Annotated in this window: 19 protein-coding genes; 15 read left to right on the top strand and 4 right to left on the bottom strand. The window is 68.6% G+C overall.

Annotation, left to right across the window (positions count from 1 at the left end; genetic code table 11):
- The first annotated feature begins 139 nt into the window (after nucleotides 1-139).
- From ACIQCY_RS09155 to ACIQCY_RS09135, 5 genes are all read left to right on the top strand, one after another.
- Complete coding sequence (locus ACIQCY_RS09155) at nucleotides 140-1174, top strand: PhoH family protein (RefSeq protein WP_400483593.1); 1035 nt, start codon at nucleotides 140-142, stop codon at nucleotides 1172-1174.
- Nucleotides 1171-1644 carry an rRNA maturation RNase YbeY gene (gene ybeY, locus ACIQCY_RS09150; protein ID WP_400483592.1) on the top strand — a complete coding sequence of 158 codons (474 nt, stop codon included), beginning with the start codon at nucleotides 1171-1173 and terminating at the stop codon, nucleotides 1642-1644. Before ACIQCY_RS09155 ends, ybeY begins: the two co-directional genes overlap by 4 nt.
- Nucleotides 1641-2951: a hemolysin family protein gene (locus ACIQCY_RS09145; protein ID WP_400483591.1), complete on the top strand. Its 1311-nt coding sequence runs from the start codon at nucleotides 1641-1643 to the stop codon at nucleotides 2949-2951. The genes ybeY and ACIQCY_RS09145 overlap by 4 nt, the downstream gene beginning before the upstream one ends.
- Nucleotides 2938-3867 carry a GTPase Era gene (gene era, locus ACIQCY_RS09140; RefSeq protein WP_400483590.1) on the top strand — a complete coding sequence of 310 codons (930 nt, stop codon included), beginning with the start codon at nucleotides 2938-2940 and terminating at the stop codon, nucleotides 3865-3867. Before ACIQCY_RS09145 ends, era begins: the two co-directional genes overlap by 14 nt.
- 225 nt (nucleotides 3868-4092) lie before the next feature.
- Nucleotides 4093-5631 carry an LCP family protein gene (locus ACIQCY_RS09135; protein ID WP_400483589.1) on the top strand — a complete coding sequence of 513 codons (1539 nt, stop codon included), beginning with the start codon at nucleotides 4093-4095 and terminating at the stop codon, nucleotides 5629-5631.
- Nucleotides 5632-5736: 105 nt separating this feature from the next.
- On the opposite strand, the gene ACIQCY_RS09130 is transcribed toward ACIQCY_RS09135, so the two are convergent.
- Nucleotides 5737-7695, bottom strand: coding sequence for a M13 family metallopeptidase (locus ACIQCY_RS09130; protein ID WP_400483588.1), 1959 nt, complete (start codon nucleotides 7693-7695; stop codon nucleotides 5737-5739).
- Between the two features lie 226 nt (nucleotides 7696-7921).
- Here ACIQCY_RS09130 and leuA point away from each other — a divergent pair, with 226 nt between their 5' ends.
- The 3 genes from leuA to ACIQCY_RS09115 all read left to right on the top strand — a co-directional run bounded on the left by leuA (nucleotide 7922) and on the right by ACIQCY_RS09115 (nucleotide 11286).
- Nucleotides 7922-9664 carry a 2-isopropylmalate synthase gene (leuA, locus tag ACIQCY_RS09125; RefSeq protein ID WP_400483587.1) on the top strand — a complete coding sequence of 581 codons (1743 nt, stop codon included), beginning with the start codon at nucleotides 7922-7924 and terminating at the stop codon, nucleotides 9662-9664.
- Nucleotides 9665-9736: 72 nt separating this feature from the next.
- Nucleotides 9737-10483, top strand: coding sequence for a DNA repair protein RecO (gene recO, locus ACIQCY_RS09120; protein WP_400483586.1), 747 nt, complete (start codon nucleotides 9737-9739; stop codon nucleotides 10481-10483).
- Complete coding sequence (locus tag ACIQCY_RS09115; protein WP_400483585.1) at nucleotides 10480-11286, top strand: isoprenyl transferase; 807 nt, start codon at nucleotides 10480-10482, stop codon at nucleotides 11284-11286. Before recO ends, ACIQCY_RS09115 begins: the two co-directional genes overlap by 4 nt.
- 31 nt (nucleotides 11287-11317) lie before the next feature.
- Here the strand turns inward: ACIQCY_RS09115 and ACIQCY_RS09110 are convergent, their stop codons facing one another.
- Nucleotides 11318-12370, bottom strand: coding sequence for an alpha/beta hydrolase (locus ACIQCY_RS09110; RefSeq protein ID WP_400483584.1), 1053 nt, complete (start codon nucleotides 12368-12370; stop codon nucleotides 11318-11320).
- Nucleotides 12371-12461: 91 nt separating this feature from the next.
- On the opposite strand from ACIQCY_RS09110, the gene ACIQCY_RS09105 reads away from it, so the two are divergent.
- Nucleotides 12462-13544 (top strand): quinone-dependent dihydroorotate dehydrogenase, encoded by a 1083-nt coding sequence (locus tag ACIQCY_RS09105; protein WP_400483583.1) that lies wholly within the window; start codon nucleotides 12462-12464, stop codon nucleotides 13542-13544.
- Between the two features lie 95 nt (nucleotides 13545-13639).
- Here the strand turns inward: ACIQCY_RS09105 and ACIQCY_RS09100 are convergent, their stop codons facing one another.
- On the bottom strand, nucleotides 13640-14230 hold the full coding sequence (locus ACIQCY_RS09100; RefSeq protein ID WP_400483582.1) for a DUF3043 domain-containing protein: 591 nt from the start codon (nucleotides 14228-14230) through the stop codon (nucleotides 13640-13642).
- A 137-nt stretch (nucleotides 14231-14367) separates the two neighbouring features.
- Here ACIQCY_RS09100 and ACIQCY_RS09095 point away from each other — a divergent pair, with 137 nt between their 5' ends.
- From ACIQCY_RS09095 to ACIQCY_RS09070, 6 genes are all read left to right on the top strand, one after another.
- Nucleotides 14368-15792 (top strand): dipeptidase, encoded by a 1425-nt coding sequence (locus ACIQCY_RS09095; RefSeq protein ID WP_400483581.1) that lies wholly within the window; start codon nucleotides 14368-14370, stop codon nucleotides 15790-15792.
- A gap of 158 nt (nucleotides 15793-15950) precedes the next feature.
- Nucleotides 15951-16331, top strand: coding sequence for an iron-sulfur cluster assembly accessory protein (locus ACIQCY_RS09090; RefSeq protein ID WP_133080543.1), 381 nt, complete (start codon nucleotides 15951-15953; stop codon nucleotides 16329-16331).
- A 171-nt stretch (nucleotides 16332-16502) separates the two neighbouring features.
- Nucleotides 16503-17375 carry a cytochrome c oxidase subunit II gene (gene coxB, locus ACIQCY_RS09085; RefSeq protein WP_400483580.1) on the top strand — a complete coding sequence of 291 codons (873 nt, stop codon included), beginning with the start codon at nucleotides 16503-16505 and terminating at the stop codon, nucleotides 17373-17375.
- The gene (gene ctaD / locus ACIQCY_RS09080) at nucleotides 17375-19102 is read left to right on the top strand and encodes a cytochrome c oxidase subunit I (RefSeq protein ID WP_400483579.1); all 1728 of its coding nucleotides are present in this window, start codon (nucleotides 17375-17377) and stop codon (nucleotides 19100-19102) included. Before coxB ends, ctaD begins: the two co-directional genes overlap by 1 nt.
- Nucleotides 19099-19500 carry a cytochrome c oxidase subunit 4 gene (locus ACIQCY_RS09075; protein WP_400483578.1) on the top strand — a complete coding sequence of 134 codons (402 nt, stop codon included), beginning with the start codon at nucleotides 19099-19101 and terminating at the stop codon, nucleotides 19498-19500. Before ctaD ends, ACIQCY_RS09075 begins: the two co-directional genes overlap by 4 nt.
- A gap of 122 nt (nucleotides 19501-19622) precedes the next feature.
- Nucleotides 19623-20405 carry a GntR family transcriptional regulator gene (locus ACIQCY_RS09070; RefSeq protein WP_400483799.1) on the top strand — a complete coding sequence of 261 codons (783 nt, stop codon included), beginning with the start codon at nucleotides 19623-19625 and terminating at the stop codon, nucleotides 20403-20405.
- Nucleotides 20406-20433: 28 nt separating this feature from the next.
- Here the strand turns inward: ACIQCY_RS09070 and ACIQCY_RS09065 are convergent, their stop codons facing one another.
- A complete protein-coding gene (locus tag ACIQCY_RS09065; RefSeq protein ID WP_400483577.1) occupies nucleotides 20434-20961 on the bottom strand; it encodes a phosphatidic acid phosphatase in 528 nt (175 codons plus the stop codon).
- Nucleotides 20962-21223 lie beyond the last annotated feature (262 nt).

The following is a 21223-nucleotide window of genomic DNA, read 5'->3' as shown; positions in this document are numbered from 1 at the left end:
ACAGGGGCGGGAATCAAGGCCGCTCCGCTCCTGTTGACAAAAGACGGATGGCGTAGCATTGGCATTTCTGCGACTCCAGCAGCACATCATCAGGACGACTACTCCACTGAGGGGCGATCAGAGGCCGGACGGCCGAGCTATGAGCGAATCTTCGACAGGCATCAATGCGGCAGGACTGGACACCAGGACGTTCGTCTTCGAATCGACGGCGCAGATGGTGCAGGCGCTGGGCTCCAATGACGAGGCCCTCCGCCTGATCGAGGAGTCGTTCCCCGGCGTCGGCCTCCAGGCCAGGGGTAACGAACTGACCATCACCGGACCGTCGGCGGACGTGCTGCGCACCGAACGGCTCATCGGCGAGATCCGGACCATGGCCGTCAACAACGCCACCGTCTCCCCCCAGGTCCTCGAGCAACTGGTCACGATGCTCAAGACGCAGAGCGCAGCCAGGCCCTCGGAGGTGCTGTCCGTCAACATCCTCACCTCGCGGGGCAAGACCATCCGCCCCAAGACGCTCAACCAGAGCACGTACGTCGATGCGATCGACCGCAACACCGTCGTGTTCGGCATCGGCCCGGCGGGCACCGGCAAGACCTACCTCGCGATGGCGAAGGCCGTGCAGGCGCTGCAGCAGAAGGAGGTCAACCGGATCATCCTCACGCGGCCCGCCGTCGAGGCGGGAGAGCGGCTGGGCTTCCTCCCCGGCACGCTCAACGACAAGATCGATCCCTACCTGCGACCGCTCTACGACGCCCTGCACGACATGATGGATCCGGACTCCATCCCGCGCCTGATGGCAGCCGGCACCATCGAGGTCGCGCCGCTCGCGTACATGCGCGGACGAACCCTGAACGATGCGTTCATCATCCTCGACGAGGCCCAGAACACCACGCCCGAGCAGATGAAGATGTTCCTCACGCGCCTCGGCTTCGGCTCGAAGATGGTGGTGACCGGAGACATCACGCAGGTGGACCTCCCCGGCGGCACGAGTTCCGGCCTGCGGGTCGTCAGCGAGATCCTCCGCGACGTCGACGACGTCCACTTCAGCGAGCTCGACGCCACCGACGTCGTCCGCCACCGGCTCGTCGGCGATATCGTGACCGCCTACAGCGCATGGGACGAGGAGCAGCGCGCCGGCCAGTCCCGCGCCGTCAGGCCGGTGGCAGCCCGATGAGCGTCGAGGTCAACAACGAGTCGGGGTACGAGGTCGACGGGGAGTCCCTCGTCCGTCTCGTCAATTTCCTCCTCGAATCCCTCTTCGTCCATCCCGAGGCCGAGCTGTCGATCATCATGGTGGACACGGCGGCGATGGAGAAGCTCCACATCGAGTGGATGGACGAGCCCGGCCCCACCGACGTGCTCTCCTTCCCGATGGACGAGCTGCGCCCGGGCACGCCGGGTCGGGTGACGCCCGCCGGGCTCCTCGGCGACATCGTGCTGTGCCCCGAGGTCGCTGCCTCGCAGGGTGCGGCGGCAGGTCACAGTACCGACGACGAGCTGCTGCTGCTCACCACCCACGGAGTACTCCACCTGCTCGGCTACGACCACGCGGAACCCGAGGAGGAGAAGGAGATGTTCGGCCTGCAGCGCCAGCTCCTCTCCGACTTCCTCGGTGGCAACGCACCCCAGGAGACCCGCGCTTGACCATCTGGCTCCTCGGGCTCATGGGTTTGCTCTTCGCACTCACCGCTGCCCTCGTCACCTCTGCCGAAGCAGCGTTCAGCTACCTCCCACGGCAGGAGGGTGAAGCGCTCGTCCAGGAGTCGCGCACATCCTCGCTGCGCCGGATCCTCGACGCTCCTGTCGCCCACATGCACGCCCTGCGCTTCTGGCGGGTGTGGTTCGAGATGGCCGGGGCGGTCGCCGTCGCCATCCTCTTCCACGACCTGCTGGACAGCATCTGGCTCGCGGGCCTCCTGGCGACGGCGGTCATGGCGGCGGTCGGCTTCGTGATCGTGGGCGTCTCACCGCGCCAGCTCGGCCGCATGCACGCGCCCGCCGTCGTCCGGCTGACCGCCGGGCTGGTCGCCTTCCTCTGCGCCGTCCTCGGGCCGATCCCGCGCTGGCTCGTGCGGATCGGCAGTTCCATCACCCCGGGCGCCGACCGGGACGAAGCAGCCTTCTTCACGCAGGAGGAGTTCCGGGAACTCCTCTCGCGTGCCTCCGACGCCGAGATGATCGAGGACAACGAGGCGGAGCTGATCCACTCGGTGTTCGAGCTCGGCGACACCAAGGTGCGCTCGGTGATGGTCCCGCGCACCGACATGGTGACCATCGAGTCCGGATCGACGCTCGACCAGGCGATGTCCCTCTTCCTCCGCTCCGGCTACTCCAGGATCCCGGTGATCGGGGAGAGCTCGGACGACATCAAGGGCCTGCTGTACCTGAAGGACGTGGTGGCGAACCTGCACGGGCGTCCGGCGTCGAATCTCTCGCGTCCCGTCGACGCCGACTGCCGGCCTGCCCGGTACGTCCCCGAGTCGAAGCCCGTGGGAGACCTGCTGCGGGAGCTCCAGCGTGAGTCGACCCACGTCGCGATCGTCATCGACGAGTACGGCGGGACCGCGGGGCTCGTCACGCTGGAGGACCTGATCGAGGAGATCGTCGGCGAGATCGTGGACGAGTACGACTCGGAGGTCCCCGAGCAGGAACAGCTCGACGACGGCGAGTACCGCGTCAGCGCGCGCATGGGGATCGACGACCTCGGGGAGCTGTTCGGCCTCGACCTCGACGACGAGGAGGTGGACACGGTCGGCGGGCTGCTCGCCAAGACCCTCGGCAGGGTGCCGATCGTGGGATCGGAGGTCACAATAGACGGTATCGGTCTTCGGGCCGAACGCGTGGAGGGCCGACGCAACAGGGTGTCCCACGTCATCGCGCACCGCCTGCCACCCGGGCACACCGAGCTGGACGAACGAGAGACGATAGAGGCTGACAATGAGCGACGCTGAGCACAGGGCGGGGTTCGTCTCGCTTGTCGGGAGGCCGAATGCCGGCAAGTCCACGCTGACCAACGCGCTGGTCGGGCAGAAGGTCGCGATCACCTCGGCCAAGCCGCAGACCACCCGCCATACGATCCGGGGGATCGTCAACCGCGAGGACTCCCAGATCGTGCTGGTCGACACGCCCGGCCTGCACCGCCCGCGGACCCTCCTCGGGCAGCGCCTCAACGACCTCGTCGCCGACACGCTCTCGGAGGTCGACGCCGTCGGGTTCTGCCTGCCGGCGAACGAGAAGATCGGTCCGGGTGACCGTTTCATCGCCGAGCAGCTGGCTCGGCTCAACCGCAAGCCGCTGATCGCGGTGGTCACGAAGACCGACCTCGTGGACCGGCAGGCACTGACGGAGCAGCTCCTCGCCGTCTCGAAGCTCGGCACGGAGGTCGCCGGGCCCGAGGGCTGGGCCGACATCGTGCCGGTCTCGGCCGCGGACGGCTTCCAGGTGGACACGGTCGCCGAGGTGTTCAGCAAGCACATGCCCGAATCGCCGGTACTGTACCCCGGAGGGGAACTGACGGACGAACCGGAGGCCGTCATGGTCGCCGAGCTCGTGCGTGAGGCAGCCCTCGAGGGCGTCCGCGACGAGCTGCCGCACTCCCTCGCCGTCGTCGTGGAGGAGATGATTCCGAGGGGAGGGCGGAGCGAGGACAACCCGATGCTCGACGTCCACGTGAACCTCTACGTGGAGAGGCCGTCCCAGAAGGCGATCATCATCGGCAAGGGCGGCGCCCGGCTCCGGGAAGTCGGCACCAACGCCCGCCGGGGGATCGAGGCACTCCTCGGAACCCGGATCTACCTCGACCTGCACGTCAAGGTGGCCAAGGACTGGCAGCGCGACCCCAAGCAGCTCGTCAAGCTCGGGTTCTAGGGCACTACTTCCCGGCGTCGCTCGTTGGGATGCGGGGCCGACGCAGCCGGCCGTACGGCCGACCGTACTGCCGGCCGATCACCGCCGGTCCCCTCCGGCATTGCACGATGCAACCTCGGGGTGCCGATTGGGCCCTGACCGGCGCCGACGGCGGCGAAGAGCAGCGACACCCGCCGGCCCTCGGGCCGGTACCGACCACGTCCATCCATCCGAAGGAGCCCGGGCATGACCCGCCGACCGTCCCGTGAGGGCGCAGACAGCGCCAGTGACGCCCCCGCGGCGACATCAGCCGGCACGCCCGGGGCCGGCGAGCCGATCGGACGGCACCTCGGCAGGGGAGGTGGACACCGGGCGCTCAGGCTGACAGCCATCCTCATGGCCTCGGTGCTCGTGGCCGCCGTCGCCTTCGTGGCCGTGCAGGTGTTCCGCCTGCAGTCCAACGTCGTCACCATGCCGCTCAACCTGGCGGACGGCCAGGAGTCCGCCCTCCCCGTCGACTCGAGCACCGATCCGCTGCAGATCCTGATCCTCGGCACCGACACCCGCACGGGCAACAGCGGTGAGTTCTTCGGCAACGAGGAGGACTCCTCCGGCGAGGGGAACTCGGACGTGATGATGCTGATGACCCTCTCGGCGGACCGCGAGAACGTCACGGTCGTCTCCTTCCCGCGCGACCTGCTGGTGCCGCTGCCCTCCTGCGTCAACCCCGACACCGGGGAGGCCTCCCAGGCGATGGACCTGGGGCAGCTGAACGGAGCACTGGGGGAGGGCGGACCGGGCTGCACCGTGGCCGCGATCAACAACCTCACGGGCCTCTCCGTGGACCACTTCATGATGGCCGACTTCAACGCGGTGAAGGAACTGTCCTCCACCCTGGGCGGCGTCGAGGTCTGCGTGGACGAACCCGTGGACGACGAGTACTCCGGACTGTCGCTGCCCGCCGGTACGAGCGAGGTCGAGGGCGACCAGGCACTCGCCTTCCTCCGGACGCGCCACAGCTTCGGAGACGGAGGAGATACCGGACGCATCGCCGCGCAGCAGTCGTTCATGGCCTCGATGGCGCGCAAGGTACGCGCCGAGGGCACCCTGACGAACCTGCCGAAGCTCTACGCCATCGCGGACACGGTCACGCGCAACCTCACGGTCGACGAGGGCCTGTCCCAGCCTCGGGAACTCCTGAAGATCGCGGACCGCATGAAGAACGTCGACCTCGGCAACATCGCGTTCGTGACGGTGCCCACCGAGCAGTGGGTCGAGGACCCGAACCGGCTGGTCCTCGACGAGGACGGCGCCGCGCCGCTGTTCGACGCACTGCGGGAGGACCGGGGGCTCACCGAGGAGTCACCCGAGCCCGCAGCCCCGGCGACCCCGTCAGGACCCGCCACTCCGGAGGCTCCCGCGCTCGACCCGGCGGCGGTCCCCGTCCTCGTCGTCAACGCCACGGCGGACGCCGATCGTGCTGCAGAGGTGCGGCAGCTCCTCGCCGGTGCCGGGTACACCCAGTCCTCACCCTTCGAGTCCGCACCTGCGGAGACCTCGCAGATCCTGTTCGGGACGGGCTACGACGGCGCTGCCGCTGACCTCGCGGCGCGTTTCGGGATTCCCGGGCAGCAGGTGATCTTCAGCGACGCCGTGGTGGGGATCGAGCTGGTCGTCGGTGCCGATCTCGCGACCGGCACCAAGGTCACGGTCCCTCCGCTCGGCAGCGACCTGGAGGGCCAGACGGCCGAGCAGGTGACCTGCCAGGCGTCGTCGGGCCTGTAGCCCCGGCACCACCGCCGGGGTCGGGAGGCCGCTCGCGTCCCTGTCGCACCCGTTCCCCGAGGGAGCGGGTGCGACAGGTCCCGCACCACCGTCGGCGGCGCGGTGCTACCAGATGCGGACGCGTTCCTCCGGGTCCAGCCAGAGCCGGTCCTCCGTGGCCACGCCGAACGCCTCGTGGAACTCGTCGAGGTTCCGCACCACCTGGTTGCAGCGGAACTCGTTGGGCGAGTGCGGGTCGACGGTGAGGCGACGCCGGGCCTCTTCCGGGCGGATCTTCTGCTGCCAGCACGTGGCCCAGGACAGGAAGAACCGCTGCGTCCCCGTCAGGCCGCCGACCACGGGAGCCTCACCGTCCCCGAGGCTCAGGAGGTACGCGCGGTAGCTGATGCCCAGACCGCCGAGGTCACCGATGTTCTCCCCGAGGGTGAGCTCGCCGTTCACGGCCCGGCCCGGGACCTCGGACGGTTCGAGCGCGGCGTACTGCGCCACCAGCCGCCCCGTGAGGGCGTCGAACGCCTTCCTGTCCTCCTCGCTCCACCAGTTGGAGAGACGCCCCGTGCCGTCGAACTGGGAGCCCTTGTCGTCGAACCCGTGACCGATCTCGTGCCCGATGACAGCGCCGATCGCGCCGTAGTTGACGGCGTCGTCGGCCTCGATGTCGAAGAAGGGCGGCTGGAGGATGGCGGCGGGGAAGACGATCTCGTTCATGGTCGGCATGTAGTAGGCGTTGACCGTCTGGGGCGTCATGAGCCAGGCGGCCCGGTCGATGGGCCGGCCCAGCTTGTCGAGCTGCCGGCGGTGCTCGAACTCGGCCGCCCGCAGGACGTTCCCGTAGAGGTCCGACGGCTGGACGTCGAGCGGACCGTAGTCGATCCATTCCTCCGGGTAGCCGATCTTCGTGGTGAACCGCGAGAGCTTCTCGAGCGCCCGGACCCGCGTCGCGTCGGTCATCCAGGTCAGGGCGGTGATGCTCGACTCGTAGGCCGCGATGAGGTTGCCGACCAGCTCGAGCATCGCGGCCTTGTGCGTCGCCGGGAAGTGCCGCTCGACGTAGCGCTGGCCGATCGCCTCTCCCATCGCGCCCTCGACGAGGGCGACGCCGCGCTTCCAGCGGTCCTTGAGGCGTGGCGTACCCGCGAGGTGCGTGCCGTAGAAGGCGAACGCGGCGTCGACGAACCGTTCGTCGAGGTAGTCGGACGCCTGCAGCAGCACGCGGCTCGCCAGCCACTCACGCCACGTCCCGAGGTCCTCGTCGCCCAGGGCGGCGTCGAGCCCGCGCACGAACCCGGGCTGGCTCACGACGAGTTCGGCGGACTGGTGCGGAGCGTCGGTCACGATCCGCAGCCACGGGACGAGGTGTGCTGACAACCCGACGACGTCGTCGTGCTGCACCAGGTTGTAGGTCTTCTGCGGATCCCGGCGTTCCACGCTGCCCATGGACGAGGCGGCCAGCCGCGACTCGAGTGCGAGGACGCGGTCCGCGGCACCGGAGGCGTCCTCGGTGCCGACGAGACCGAACAGGGTTGCGAGCAGGGCGCGGTACTTGTCCCTCGTCTCCGCGAACCCGTCCTCGCGGTAGTACGACTCGTCGGGCAGGCCGAGGCCCGACTGGTAGACGTGGAGCAGGTACCGTTCCGGGTTGCCGGCGTCGTTGCTCACGTACGGGGCGAGGAAGCCCTGGACGCCGGACCGGCTCAGGCCCGCGCTCAGTTCGACGAGCTCCTCGAGCGTCGTCACCGCGGCGATGCGCTCCAGCAGTGGGAGGATCGGGGCGGCCTGCTGGGCCTCGATGCGCCCGGTATCCATGAAGTCCGCGTACAGCGCGCCGAGCTTGGCGTCGATGCCGTCGGCCGGCCCGCCGCCGGCCCGCGCGGCAGCGTCCTCGATGATCGCACGGACCGCGAGCTCGGACGCGTCGCGCAGCGCGGTGAAGGACCCGGCCAGCGGGCGGTCCTCGGGGATGACGGCATCCTTCAGCCACACGCCGTTGGCGTGCCGGAAGAGGTCGTCCTGCGGCCGGACCGTCTCGTCGAGACTGTCCGGATCGAGTGTGCTGATCGTCATGGTGGCTTTCCCGTTCCTCGTGGTGCGGTACCTGGCTGGCCGGGGCGCAGGGCCCCGCAAGCCATCCTATGTGTCGTGCTATGGTGGCAAAGTGCGCGCACAGACGACTCTTCTTCGGTGCCGCGGCGAGGCCATCTAGGACTTCAGAGCTACTGGCCACCCCTCGCCGCGGAGTCTGCGTTGCCCGGCCGCCAGCACCTCAGTTCCGACAGACAAGGCCGATTCCATGCACAATGCACAGAAGACCTCCGGTATGCCGTTCGGCAAGTACCGTCCGTTCCAGGACCAGATCTCCGTGGAACTCCCGGACCGCACCTGGCCCGACCGCGTCATCACCAAGGCCCCCCGCTGGTGCGCCGTGGACCTCCGCGACGGGAACCAGGCCCTCATCGATCCGATGAACCCCGAGCGCAAGCACAAGATGTTCGACCTCCTGGTGCAGATGGGCTACAAGGAGATCGAGGTCGGCTTCCCCTCGGCGTCGCAGACCGACTTCGACTTCGTCCGGCAGCTCATCGAGGGTGACCGCATTCCCGACGACGTCACCATCCAGGTCCTGACGCAGTCCCGCGAGCACCTCATCGAGCGCACCTATGCGTCGCTCGAGGGAGCGGACCGGGCCATCGTCCACCTCTACAACTCGACGTCGGTGCTGCAGCGGCGCGTGGTGTTCAACCAGGACCAGGACGGCATCATCGACATCGCCCTCCAGGGCGCGCGGCTGTGCCGCAAGTTCGAGGAGAACATGGGTGACACGGCGATCACCTACGAGTACTCGCCGGAATCGTTCACGGGCACCGAACTCGAGTTCGCGGCCCGGATCAGCAACGAGGTCTCCGCCGTCTTCGAGGCCTCCGCGGACCGCCGGATGATCCTGAACCTGCCGGCGACCGTGGAGATGGCGACGCCGAACGTCTATGCCGATTCGATCGAGTGGATGAGCCGGAACCTCGCCGACCGGGACAGCATCATCCTCTCGCTGCACCCGCACAACGACCGCGGGACGGGCGTCGCCGCCGCCGAACTCGGCTACCTGGCCGGCGCCGACCGCATCGAGGGTTGCCTCTTCGGCAACGGGGAGCGGACCGGCAACGTGGACCTCGTGACGCTGGGGATGAACCTCTACAGCCAGGGCATCGATCCGCAGATCGACTTCTCCGACATGGATTCGATCCGCCGCACGGCCGAGTACTGCAACCAGCTCAGCGTCCCCGAGCGTTCGCCCTACGGCGGTGACCTCGTGTTCACGGCCTTCTCCGGATCCCACCAGGACGCCATCAAGAAGGGCTTCGAGAGCATGGAGCGCGACGCCGCCGAGGCCGGCGTCGGTGTCGACGACCTCCCGTGGGCCGTCCCGTACCTGCCGATCGACCCCAAGGACATCGGCCGGTCCTACGAAGCGGTGATCCGCGTCAACTCGCAGTCCGGGAAGGGCGGGGTGGCGTACCTGCTCAAGAACGAGCACAGCCTGGACCTGCCGCGCCGCGCGCAGATCGAGTTCTCCGGCGTCATCCAGCGCCGTACCGAGACCCAGGGCGGCGAAGTCAGCGGAGCCCAGCTCTGGTCGGTCTTCCAGGACGAGTACCTGCCCACCCGTACCGAGGGCGGCACGGAGGCCTGGGGTCACTACGAACTGACGTCCGTCAACACGGACACGGCCGAGGACGGTTCCTTCAAGCTGGTCGCCACGCTCCTCGTCGACGGCGTGCAGCAGCGGAAGGCCGCGCAGGGCAACGGTCCGATCGACGCGCTGATCTCCATCCTGAGCCGCGACGGCGTGGACGTGCGTGTCCTCGACTACACCGAGCACGCCCTGTCCTCGGGCGGGAACGCCCGCGCTGCGGCCTACGTGGAGTGTGCCGTGGGCGAGCGCGTCCTGTGGGGCGTCGGGATCGACGCGAACACCACCATGGCGGCACTGAAGGCCGTGATCTCCGCCGTCAACAGGGCCATCCGCGACGCGGCCTGACGGCCGTCCCTTCCACCTGCCGTCCCCGCGCCGGTCGAATGCAGCGGGGGTGGCAGGTGGAAGAATGGTGTCGTGGCTTCCTCGTCTGCATCACGCACCTATCGCACCGAAGGTGTCGTGCTGCGCACCTACAAGCTCGGTGAGGCGGACCGCATCATCGTGCTGCTGACGCGTGACCAGGGCCAGGTGCGCGCGGTGGCGAAGGGCGTACGACGGACCAGCAGCAAGTTCGGATCGCGGCTGGAGCCCTTCATGTCGGTGGACCTCCTGCTCGCGCACGGACGGAACCTGGACGTCATCACCCAGGCCCAGACGAAGGGCGCCTACGGTCACGGCATAGCCTCCGACTACGGGTGCTACACCGCCGCGACGGCCATCGCCGAGACCGCGGAGCGCCTCACCGACATCGGCGAGGCCGGGGGAGCCCAGTACGCCCTCGTGGCCGGAGCGTTCTCGGCCCTCAGCCGCAACCTGCATCCGTCGGAGCTGATCCTCGACTCCTACCTGCTGCGGGCCCTGGCGACCGCCGGCTGGGCCCCCAGCTTCACGGACTGCGCCCGGTGCGGCGTCCCCGGGCCGCACTCGGCCTTCTCGACGCCGCTCGGCGGGGCGGTGTGCCCGTCCTGCAGGCCGCCCGGCGCGGCGTCGCCGGCGCCCGCCACGATGGAACTGCTCGGAGCGCTGCTCACCGGCGACTGGACGATCGCGGACGCATCCGAGAACGGGGCGCGCCGCGAGGCCGCCGGGCTCGTCGCGGCCTTCCTGCAATGGCACCTCGAGCGCGGGGTCGCCTCCCTCAAACATGTGGAGCGTGTATGAAGAACCCCGGACAGCGTCCCGTGGCGCCGTGGCCCCACCCGAGCGGTGAGCGGGCGCCGTCCATCCCGCGCCAGTTCGTCCCGCAGCACGTGGCGATCGTCATGGACGGCAACGGACGCTGGGCCAACGAGCGGGGCCTGCCCCGGACCGAGGGGCACAAGGCCGGGGAGGCGGCGCTGCTGGACGTCATGGCAGGTGCCATCGAGATCGGCGTTCGGCACGTGTCGGTCTACGCCTTCAGCACGGAGAACTGGAAGCGCTCGCCCGAGGAGGTGCGCTTCCTCATGGGCTTCAACAAGGACGTGCTGCGGCGCCGGCGAGATCAGCTCGACGAGTGGGGCGTGCGCATCCGCTGGTCCGGCCGCCGGCCGAAACTGTGGCAGTCGGTCATCCGGGAACTGGAGGAGGCGGAGCGGCACACCGTGGACAACACGACCTGCACCCTGACGATGTGCGTCAACTACGGCGGGCGCGCCGAGATCGCCGATGCGGCCCGAGCCATCGCCGAGGACGTCGCGGCCGGCACCTTGAGGGCGGCGTCCGTCAGCGAGAAGACCATCCAGCGCTACCTGGACGAGCCCGACCTGCCCGACGTCGACCTCTTCCTCCGCACCTCGGGCGAGCAGCGCCTGTCGAACTTCATGCTCTGGCAGTCCGCCTACGCGGAGATGGTCTTCATGAACACCCTGTGGCCCGACGTCGACCGGCGGACGCTGTGGCGCGCCATCGAGGAGTACGCTGCGCGCGACCGCCGGTACGGGGGAGCAGTGGACCGGGCGGCTGCGGGTCCGGCGTCCACCTGACAGCGGTCCCGCAGCCCCCGGAAGCACGCGGTCAGTCGCGCATCACCGGATCGAGGGCGCTCCTGGCATGCGCCTCCGTCGGCACGTATGCGGCGAGCCACCACGCCGCGGCGTCGATGGCGGCCCTCCTCACCGCAGCCCGCGAGAGGAAGACGTCGTGCAGGGCTCCCGGCAGGCGTCGGATCGTCACGCTCGGACCGAGTTCCGCGGCGCGGCGCACCATCGGGGTCACGTCGAGGACGCTGTCGGTCTCCAGCATGGACGGGTTCCAGGTGGCGCTGATCGTCGACGCCGCCGAACAGAGCACGAGCACCGGGGCGTCGATCGACACCCCCCGGGCCAGGGCGGCGTGTCCTGCGAGCACGGCCGCGAGCCAGCCGGCCCGGATGGGGAAGCCCGCTTCCGGTCGCCATGCGGCGTCGATCGGCCACTCGCCGTCGCGGGTGTCACTGATGCTCCGGAAGTAGAACCCCAGCTCGGGCAGCCGGAGCCGCGTCCTGGGCCGGCGCCGCGAGACGGTGTCGAGGATCCCCTGGGCGGCAGTCCGCAGGAGGGCGCTGCCCTGCGTATCGAGCCACGGACTGTTCAGGACGAGGGCGGCGATCCGGCCCGGGTTCCGCGCTGCCCAGAGCGCGGCGGTGAGGCCGCCCGTAGAGTGCGCCATGAGGACGAGGTCCACGGCGACGGGCCTGCCCGCCCTGGCGGCCAGGCGCTCCTCGAGCGCTCCGAGCGCCGCCTCGAGGTCGGCGTCGTAGTCGTCGAGGGATGTCGCGAAGCCCGGGGTCTGCCCGGGCAGCAGGCTCCGCCCGTATTTGTGCAGGTCGAGGGCGAAGAACGCCCAACCGCGGGCGTGCAGCGCCTCGGCGAGTTCGCTGTGGAAGAAATAGTCGCTGAACCCGTGCATGTAGAGCACCGCGCGTACCCGGGCTCCCGGTTCCCCGGGCCGCACCTCCTCGGCGGGCGTGCCGCCGGGCTCGAACGCGACGAGGGTCGCCACCCGCGGGCCCTCGTCGTCGGGATCGAGGGGAAGGGTCAGGGAGCGGAAGGATTCGCCGAGGATGTCCGCCGACCAGAGCTCGTCCATGCCTCGACCCTACCTCCGGTGCGGCGGGTCGCCGGGAATCCCCGGGTGACCCGAGTTGTTGCCCTCGCCGTACGCGTGGAATTCTGGAGGCATGCGCTTCTACCCGACCTTCTTCCGGATCGTCTTCTCCGGCATGGACGCCGAAAGGGCCCACAGGATCGGGTTCGCACTCATCCGGGCCGTGGACCTCACACCGGCGGGTTGGGGGCTGCGCCGCTTCTGCGCGCCCGATCCCAGCCTGGCCACCACGGCTTTCGGCGTGGACTTCCCGTCACCGTTCGGCCTCGCCGCCGGTTTCGACAAGGCAGGCAAGGGCGTCCTCCCACTGACTGCACTCGGCTTCGGGCACGTGGAGATCGGGACGATCACGGGCCAGGCACAGCCCGGCAACCCTGCTCCGCGGCTGTTCCGGCTCGTCGAGGACAGGGCCGTGATCAACCGGATGGGCTTCAACAACGACGGCGCGGCCGCCGTCGCTCCCAGGCTGCGCTCGGCGCGGCAGAGACTGGCCCGGCGGTACGGGGCGCGCCCGCGGCCCGTGGTAGGGGTCAACATCGGCAAGACCAAGAAGGTGGACCTCGCGGACGCCGTCGCCGACTACCTCGTGAGCGCCGGGCAGCTGGCACCGGTGGCGGACTACCTCGTGGTCAACGTCTCCTCGCCGAACACGCCCGGACTCCGGCTGCTCCAGAGCGTCGAGTCCCTGCGCCCGCTCCTCGAGGCCGTGCGCCGCACGGCCGACGAGGCCGCGGGCCGCCATGTGCCGCTCCTCGTCAAGATCGCACCCGACCTGACGGACCAGGACATCGACGACGTCGGCGCCCTCGCGCTGGACCTGGGCCTGGACGGCATCGTGGCGACCAACACCACCATCACCCGCGAGAACCTCGCCACCGACGCCGCCACCGTGATGGCCAAGGGCGTCGGCGGCCTGAGCGGCGCGCCCCTGAAGGCACGGTCGCTCGAGGTCCTCAAGCGACTGCGGTCCGCGGTCGGCGACGAGCTGGCCATCGTCGCCGTCGGCGGTGTCGAGACCCCGGAGGACGTCGTCGAGCGCCTCGACGCCGGCGCCACCCTCGTGCAGGGCTACACCGCGTTCCTGTACGAAGGTCCCTTCTGGGCGCACCGCATCAACCGCGGACTGCTGCGGTCCCGCCGGACTCCACCCGCCTGACCGTGCCACCCGCCTGACCGTCGCACACGGAAGGAGCCGGGCCCCTCGGGGACCCGGCTCCTTCGCTTCCGCTCGTCCTGCCCGTCGCGGGACGGTCAGGAGGGGTACTGCCCCCGGCGCACCTGGGGCTTGGGGAGGCGCAGCCGGCGCAGCTGCAGCGCCCGCGTCACGCCGTACCAGAGATCACCCTGGCTGGGGGAGCCGAACTTCTCGGTCAGCTTCTTCTTCAGCTTGCGGCGCAGGAGCACGCAGTCGACGATCACGGCGACGATGAGCACCCAGAAGGCCATCAGCACGGCGCTCTGCACGGCGAGGGACTGGAAGAAGCTGAGGATCACGAACACCAGGGCCGCGATCATGAGGAACTCGCCGATGTTGACGCGGGCGTCGACGAACTGCCGGATATACCGACGGTTCGGGCCCTTGTCCCTCAGCGGCAGGTAGCGCTCGTCGTCGGTGTCGAGGGCCTGGCGCATCCGCGCGCGCTCGTCCCGGACCGTGGAACGGCTCTGCTCGCGTGCTGCCTTCCGATCATCGGGGACCAGGGGTCGCCTGCGGGCGGCCTGCTGGACGCTGCGCTTGGGCGTGGGAGCGCCCTTGCCCTGCGCGCGCTGCGCTTCGGAGGTGCGTGAAGCGCTGTCAACGACTTCCTGGGCAGGGGGGGCTTGTCTGTTTCGTCCGAACACCCTTTCAGGATACCGGGTCCCCGCACCCGGCCTGCCGGTCCGCCCTGGAAAACCGGCGGCGGGTCCGGAAGCCGCTGCCGGAAGCGCAGCGCGGTGGCGCACCCATCGGTCGGGATGCGCCTGTGTAGGGTTCTGGCATGACTTCGATGAATACCCCTCCCGGGCAACCGCACGAGCCGTCCCCTGCCGGCGAGCAGCTCCGAGCAGCCGTCGACGCAGCATTCCCCGGCATCGTGGAACAGCTCTCGTCCCTCGTCGCCATCCAGGGCATCGCCTGGGAGGCCTTCGACGCCACGGAACTCGACCGCAGTGCCGAAGCCGTTGCCGAGTTGATCCGCGGCGCCGGGATCGACGACGTGCGCATCCTCCGCGTCGACAACGGCGGGACACCGGGCGGTCCCGCCGTCGTCGCCCGCCGTCCAGCCGCTGCGGGCCGGCCCACCGTCCTGCTGTACGCACACCACGACGTCCAGCCGCCCGGAGACCCGGCGCTCTGGGAGACCGAGCCCTTCGTCGCCACGGAACGCAACGGCAGGCTCTACGGCCGGGGAGCGGCCGATGACAAGGCGGGCATCATGGCGCACGTCGGCGCCATCGGAGCCCTGACCCAGGTCCTGGGGGATTCCTTCGGCGTCGGCGTGACGCTGTTCATCGAAGGGGAGGAGGAAGCGGGCTCGCCGACGTTCCGCGCCTTCCTCGAGACCTACCGGGACGACCTCGAGGCCGACGTCATCATCGTCGCCGACTCCAGCAACTGGAAAGTGGGCGTGCCGGCGCTCACCACGAGCCTGCGCGGCCTGGTGGACGGCACCATCGAGGTGCAGGTGCTCGATCACGCCGTGCACTCGGGCATGTTCGGTGGTCCCGTGCTCGACGCACCGACCCTCCTCGCGCGCCTCATCGCGACACTGCACGACGACGCCGGCGACGTCGCGATCGCGGGACTGCAGGGCGGGGACGTCGCATCGGTGGACTACGCCGAGGAGGACTACCGCGCGGACGCCTCGGTGCTCGACGGCGTGGAACTCGCCGGAACGGGATCCCTCGCGTCGAGGCTCTGGCACAAGCCCGCCCTGTCGATCATCGGCATGGACATACCCAGTGTCGCCCTGTCCTCCAACACCCTCCTCCCGAGGGCGCGAGCCAAGTTCAGCCTCCGGCTCGCTCCGGGCCAGGATCCGCAGGAGGCGATGGAGGCGGTCCGCACCCACGTGGAGTCCCACGCGCCGTTCGGGGCGCGGGTGACCTTCACGCCGGGGGAGACGGGCAGCCCCTTCCGGACGGACACCAGCGAACCGGCGTCGCGCCTGGCCCTGGAAGCCCTGCACGAGGCGTGGGGAGTGGAGCCCGTCGAAGCAGGCATGGGCGGCTCGATCCCCTTCATCGCCGATCTCACCGAGCTCTTCCCCTCCGCCCAGATCCTCATCACGGGGGTCGAGGACCCCGACTCGCGGGCGCACAGCGCCAACGAATCGCTCCACCTCGGCGAGTTCAGGAAGGCCGTCCTGGCCGAGGCCATCCTGCTTGCCCGGATCAATGACGGAGGCCTTGACCGCGGGTAGCCGCCGGGGCCGGACAGGAGGGCGGAAATGTTTCCGCCCTCCTGTCCGTTATGAGGAGAGCGGGCCCGGCGTACGATTGGACAAAGCCGTGTGCGCCACACCGCGGACGGTACTGAGAGCGGACACACCCCGGTGGAGTCCGAGCTAGGAGAAACACTATGAGCACATCGACCACCGAAACAGGGTCCCTCCAGGAGTCCACGGAACTCCCGGTGCACGAGGTCGCCCTGTCCGACGTCGCAGCCGGCAAGGTCCGCAGCCTCCTCGAGCAGGAAGGCCGCACCGACCTGCGCCTGCGCGTGGCCGTCCAGCCCGGCGGCTGCTCCGGCCTGATCTACCAGCTGTACTTCGATGAGCGCGTCCTCGACGGCGATGCCGTCCGGGACTTCGACGGCGTCGAGGTCATCGTGGACAAGATGAGCGTGCCCTACCTGTCGGGTGCGTCCATCGACTTCGAAGACACCATCTCGAAGCAGGGTTTCACCATCGACAACCCCAATGCGGGCGGATCCTGCGCCTGTGGAGATTCCTTCCACTAGCACGCGGAAAAGGGGCCCGGAACGAACCGTGAAGGTGTGTTCCGGGCCTTTTGCATGTCACCGGATCGTCGGTCTTACGGGTAAGCTCTACAGTGAGTAGTAAAACTGGATGTGCACCCCGGGCAGCTTCATGGGCGGGTGGCAACGCACGTAGAAAAGGAAGGTCCGTCTGTGAGTTCGCAGGACCGAACCGGTAGCAAGCGCGTCAGGATCGCAAAGATCTCCAGCATCTCGCTGGTCGGCGCCCTCCTACTGACCGGATGTTCGGCAGAAGCCCAAAAGGGCTGGCTTCCGGCAGACCGGGACAACACCAACCACACGGGAATCATCACCGATCTGTGGGTCAACTCGTGGATCGCGGCACTGGTCGTCGGCATCATCACGTGGGGCCTGATCATCTGGTGCATGGTCGCGTACAGGCGCCGGAAGAACGACACCGGGTACCCGCGGCAGATGAGCTACAACCTGCCCCTCGAGATCTTCTACTTGACGATCCCCCTCTTCATGGTGCTCGTGTTCTTCTACTTCACCGAGCGCGACATCGCCACGATCGACGCCCGCGTGGAGGACCCCGACGTCATCGTCGACGTCCGCGGCAAGCAGTGGTCGTGGGACTTCAACTACGTCACGGAAGACAAGTTCTCCACGGGGGTGCAGGCGCACCTCACGGGTGAGGAAGGCCAGGTCGAGGACCTGCCCACCCTGTACCTGCCCGTGAACAAGAGCGTGGAGCTCCAGCTCAACGCCCGCGACGTGCAGCACTCCTTCTTCGTCCCGGCGTTCCTGCAGAAACGCGATCTGTACCCGGGCCGCACGAACTACATCAACCTCACGCCGACCAAGGAGGGCACCTTCGCAGGCAAGTGTGCCGAGCTGTGCGGTCAGTACCACTCGGAGATGCTCTTCAACGTGAAGGTCGTCTCCCAGGAGGAGTTCGATGCGCAGATGGCGCAGCTGGAAGACGGTCAGCTCGGCGACGAGTACGACCGCGATTCCTACCCTGAGGATGATCCCGATACCGACCCAGCCAGGAGCAGCAGCTGATGTCCACCTTCGAATACACCCTTGAGGAAGCCGGCACCGTAGCCGCTCCACGCGTCGTGCCGAGGTCCAAGGGACGCATCATCGTCAGCTGGATCACGTCGACCGATCACAAGACCATCGGGTACATGTACCTGATCGCGTCCTTCGTGTTCTTCTGCTTCGCCGGCGTGATGGCGCTGGTCATCCGCGCCGAGCTCTTCGAGCCGGGCATGCAGATCCTGCAGACCAAGGAGCAGTACAACCAGCTGTTCACGATGCACGGCACCGTGATGCTCCTGATGTTCGCGACCCCGCTGTTCGCCGGCTTCACGAACGTCATCATGCCCCTGCAGATCGGTGCCCCCGACGTCGCCTTCCCGCGCCTGAACGCGCTGGCCTTCTGGTTCTTCCTCTTCGGCAGCACCATCGCGGTCTCGGGCTTCATCACACCCCAGGGGGCGGCGTCGTTCGGCTGGTTCGCGTACGCGCCCCTGTCCAGCACGACCTTCTCGCCGGGCGTCGGTGGCGACCTCTGGGTCTTCGGCCTCGCCTTGTCCGGGTTCGGCACCATCCTCGGCGGCGTCAACTTCATCACCACCATCATCTGCATGCGCGCTCCCGGCATGACGATGTGGCGCATGCCGATCTTCACCTGGAATGCCCTGATCACGTCCATCCTCGTGCTGATGGCGTTCCCGCCGCTCGCCGCGGCCCTTTTCGCCCTCGGAGCCGATCGTCGCTTCGGGGCCCACATCTTCGACCCCGAAGCGGGCGGTGCCATCCTCTGGCAGCACCTCTTCTGGTTCTTCGGGCACCCCGAGGTGTACATCATCGCGCTGCCGTTCTTCGGCATCGTCTCGGAGATCTTCCCGGTCTTCAGCCGCAAGCCCATCTTCGGCTACAAGGGCCTCGTGTATGCGACGATCTCCATCGCGGCCCTGTCCGTCACCGTGTGGGCGCACCACATGTACGTGACCGGCGCCGTCCTGCTGCCGTTCTTCGCCTTCATGACGATGCTCATCGCGGTGCCGACGGGCGTGAAGTTCTTCAACTGGATCGGCACGCTCTGGCGCGGTTCGCTGACGTTCGAGACCCCTATGCTGTGGAGCCTCGGGTTCCTCGTGACCTTCCTGTTCGGTGGTCTCACCGGGATCATCCTGGCCTCGCCCCCGCTCGACTTCCACGTCTCGGACACCTACTTCGTGGTGGCGCACTTCCACTACGTGGTCTTCGGCACCGTCGTCTTCGCGATGTTCGCCGGGTTCTACTTCTGGTGGCCCAAGTTCACGGGCAAGATGCTCAACGAACGCCTCGGCAAGATCCACTTCTGGATGCTGTTCCTCGGCTTCCACGCCACGTTCCTGATCCAGCACTGGCTCGGTGTCGAAGGCATGCCGCGCCGGTACGCGGACTACCTGCCGGAGGACGGCTACACCGCCATGAACCAGTTCTCCACCGTCGGCTCCTTCGTGCTCGGCGCTTCGCTGATCCCGTTCTTCTGGAACGTCTACATCACCTGGCGCACCGGCAAGAAGGTCGAAGTGGATGATCCGTGGGGCTTCGGCGCCTCGCTCGAGTGGGCGACCTCGTGCCCGCCCCCGCGCCACAACTTCACCTCCCTTCCGCGCATCCGCTCGGAGCGCCCCGCGCTGGACCTGCACCACCCCGAGCTGCAGCAGACGCACACCCCCGACGACAGTGCCGCCAGCTTCATGGGCTCGGCGGACCGAAAGGACGCCAAGGCATGAGGATCGAGAAGAACCTGTTCCTGATCGGCCTCCCGATCTTCGTCGTGATCGGTGTCGTCTACGGTGTCCTGACCGAGTTCTCCGAATGGGTGGGGTTCCTCGGAATCCTCCTGGTGGGCGGCTTGGCCGGCATGATCGGCTTCTACCTGGCGTTCACGGGCAAGCGGGTGGGTGAGCGGCCGGAGGACCGCCTGGACGCCGAGATCCATGAGGGCTCGGGCGAGCAGGGACACTTCAGCCCGTGGAGCTGGTGGCCGCTGGTCCTCGGCCTGTCGGCCGCAACGGGGTTCCTCGGCATCGCCATCGGCTTCTGGATCATGTACATCGGTATGGGCCTGGCCGTGATCGCGCTGGTCGGGTGGGTCTTCGAGTACAGCCGTGGGGACCACGCGCACTAGTCCTACGGGACGCCAGACGACAGGGAGTCCGCCGCGTGCGGGCTCCCTTCCGTTTAACTACAGTCAGTACTGCGGCCGGTCCGGGCAGCAGGGGGAGTGAGGGGTTGACCATCGTGACGGTACTGCCACGACCGTTCGACGCGGAGCCCCTGGACTACGCCTCGGGGGTCCCGAAGCATGTCCAGTTGCGGGAGAGCCTCAGGCGCTACGTGCGGCAGTTCGGCGAGCCCGGGACGAGCATCCCGTCGGAGCGCCGGCTGAGCCAGTACTTCGGAGTGGCCCGCATGACGGTCCGGCAGGCGATCGATGCGCTCGTGGCCGAAGAGGTCCTCGAGCGTGTCGTGGGCCTGGGGACCTTCGTGGCGCGCAGCAAGATGGACCTGCACATGAAGATGACCTCCTACACGGAGGAGATGATCCGGCGCGGCATGGTGCCCGATGCGAGGGTTCTCAGCTTCGAGCAGCAAGGGGCGTCCCCCCTCGTGGCCCGGGAGCTGCAGATCGAGGTGGGCCAGCCCGTCGTGCGCTTCCGACGGCAACTCCTCGCCGACGGCGAGCCCATGAGCGTCGACGAGAACTTCATCCCGGCGCACCGGGTGAAGGGCATCCTCGACGATCCTCCGCCCACATCGCTCTACAACGTCCTGAGCGAGAGGTACGGCCTCGTCATGGAATGGGGCGAGGACACGATCGAGGCGACCGCAGCCTCGCCGTCCATCGCGAGGCTGCTCAATGTCGAGATGAACGCGCCGCTGCTGAAGATCCAGCGCCACGCGTACGTGGCCCGCGCTATGGTCGACTTCTCCGTGTCCTACTACCGGGCGGACCGCTACAAGCTATGGGTGCCGCTGCAGCGGCCCGGTCTCCGGACGCCCCGCGCCTACAGCTCCAAGCGCCTGGGCTAGCTCCTCGCCCGTCGTCCGCCGCGCGGGGTCAGGCACGGGCGAGGAAGACGGCGAATGCCGCACCGATCACGGCACCGACCAGATAGCCTGCCGCGACCTGGGCCGGCGTGTGGGCACCGAGGCGTACCCGTGACCATCCCACCGCTGCGGACATGAGGGCGAGTGGGGCCGCCCCTGTCCCGAAGAGGGAGAAGCTGCCGACCGTCACGAATGCCGCGACGGCGCAGTGGGCGGACAGCTTCCACCACAGGTTCACGACCAGCACCGCCACGACGCCGGCCACGGTGCTCAGCACCGCAGCGAGCACCGCCCGGGGGGTGTCGAGGAGGGCGAGTACGCCCAGCCCCGCGGCGATGGAGACGAGTGTCGCCGCGAGCACGGGCGCCCGCTGCCGGCGGTCGCTGATGTGGTGGTCGGACAGGTGGCCGCTGCGGACGAGGAGGAGCACGCCTGCCAGGGGGAGCCCCGTGGTGAACCCGACGGCGACGACGGCCGCGGGGATGCCGTCGGGCCATCCCGCCGCGCCGAGTGCAGCCGACACCAGGAACAGGGTCACGAGGATGGCGGGAGCGAAGACTTCACTGAGTACACCCGCGATCCGTGTGCCGGCGGGACTACTCGTTCTCGTGGTCGGGGCGGGCACGGGTGGACCTTCCGTCGTGGGCCGTCAGGGGATCCGGAGGAGCGGGGGAGCCACAGCGTGCAGAAAGGGCCCGGACGGAATGAACTGGTCCCCGGATGTTGGACTGGCTAAGTAAGTAGGTTAGGCCGCGAGGGTCTGAGCACGGTATTGCACCGGGCTCAGGCCCTCGAGCTTT

The organism is Arthrobacter sp. NPDC092385 (assembly GCF_044755105.1).
In the GTDB taxonomy this organism is placed as follows: domain Bacteria; phylum Actinomycetota; class Actinomycetes; order Actinomycetales; family Micrococcaceae; genus Arthrobacter_D.
This window is presented reverse-complemented; position numbering and strand designations above follow the sequence as displayed.

Bases quoted from the DNA above. Each gene is read 5' to 3' on its own strand.
- ACIQCY_RS09155 (WP_400483593.1), top strand. From the start codon at position 140: ATGAGCGAATCTTCGACAGGCATCAATGCGGCAGGACTGGACACCAGG.
- ybeY (WP_400483592.1), top strand. From the start codon at position 1,171: ATGAGCGTCGAGGTCAACAACGAGTCGGGGTACGAGGTCGACGGGGAG.
- era (WP_400483590.1), top strand. From the start codon at position 2,938: ATGAGCGACGCTGAGCACAGGGCGGGGTTCGTCTCGCTTGTCGGGAGG.
- ACIQCY_RS09135 (WP_400483589.1), top strand. From the start codon at position 4,093: ATGACCCGCCGACCGTCCCGTGAGGGCGCAGACAGCGCCAGTGACGCC.
- ACIQCY_RS09130 (WP_400483588.1), bottom strand. From the start codon at position 7,695: ATGACGATCAGCACACTCGATCCGGACAGTCTCGACGAGACGGTCCGG.
- leuA (WP_400483587.1), top strand. From the start codon at position 7,922: ATGCACAATGCACAGAAGACCTCCGGTATGCCGTTCGGCAAGTACCGT.
- ACIQCY_RS09115 (WP_400483585.1), top strand. From the start codon at position 10,480: ATGAAGAACCCCGGACAGCGTCCCGTGGCGCCGTGGCCCCACCCGAGC.
- ACIQCY_RS09110 (WP_400483584.1), bottom strand. From the start codon at position 12,370: ATGGACGAGCTCTGGTCGGCGGACATCCTCGGCGAATCCTTCCGCTCC.
- ACIQCY_RS09105 (WP_400483583.1), top strand. From the start codon at position 12,462: ATGCGCTTCTACCCGACCTTCTTCCGGATCGTCTTCTCCGGCATGGAC.
- ACIQCY_RS09095 (WP_400483581.1), top strand. From the start codon at position 14,368: ATGACTTCGATGAATACCCCTCCCGGGCAACCGCACGAGCCGTCCCCT.
- ACIQCY_RS09090 (WP_133080543.1), top strand. From the start codon at position 15,951: ATGAGCACATCGACCACCGAAACAGGGTCCCTCCAGGAGTCCACGGAA.
- ctaD (WP_400483579.1), top strand. From the start codon at position 17,375: ATGTCCACCTTCGAATACACCCTTGAGGAAGCCGGCACCGTAGCCGCT.
- ACIQCY_RS09075 (WP_400483578.1), top strand. From the start codon at position 19,099: ATGAGGATCGAGAAGAACCTGTTCCTGATCGGCCTCCCGATCTTCGTC.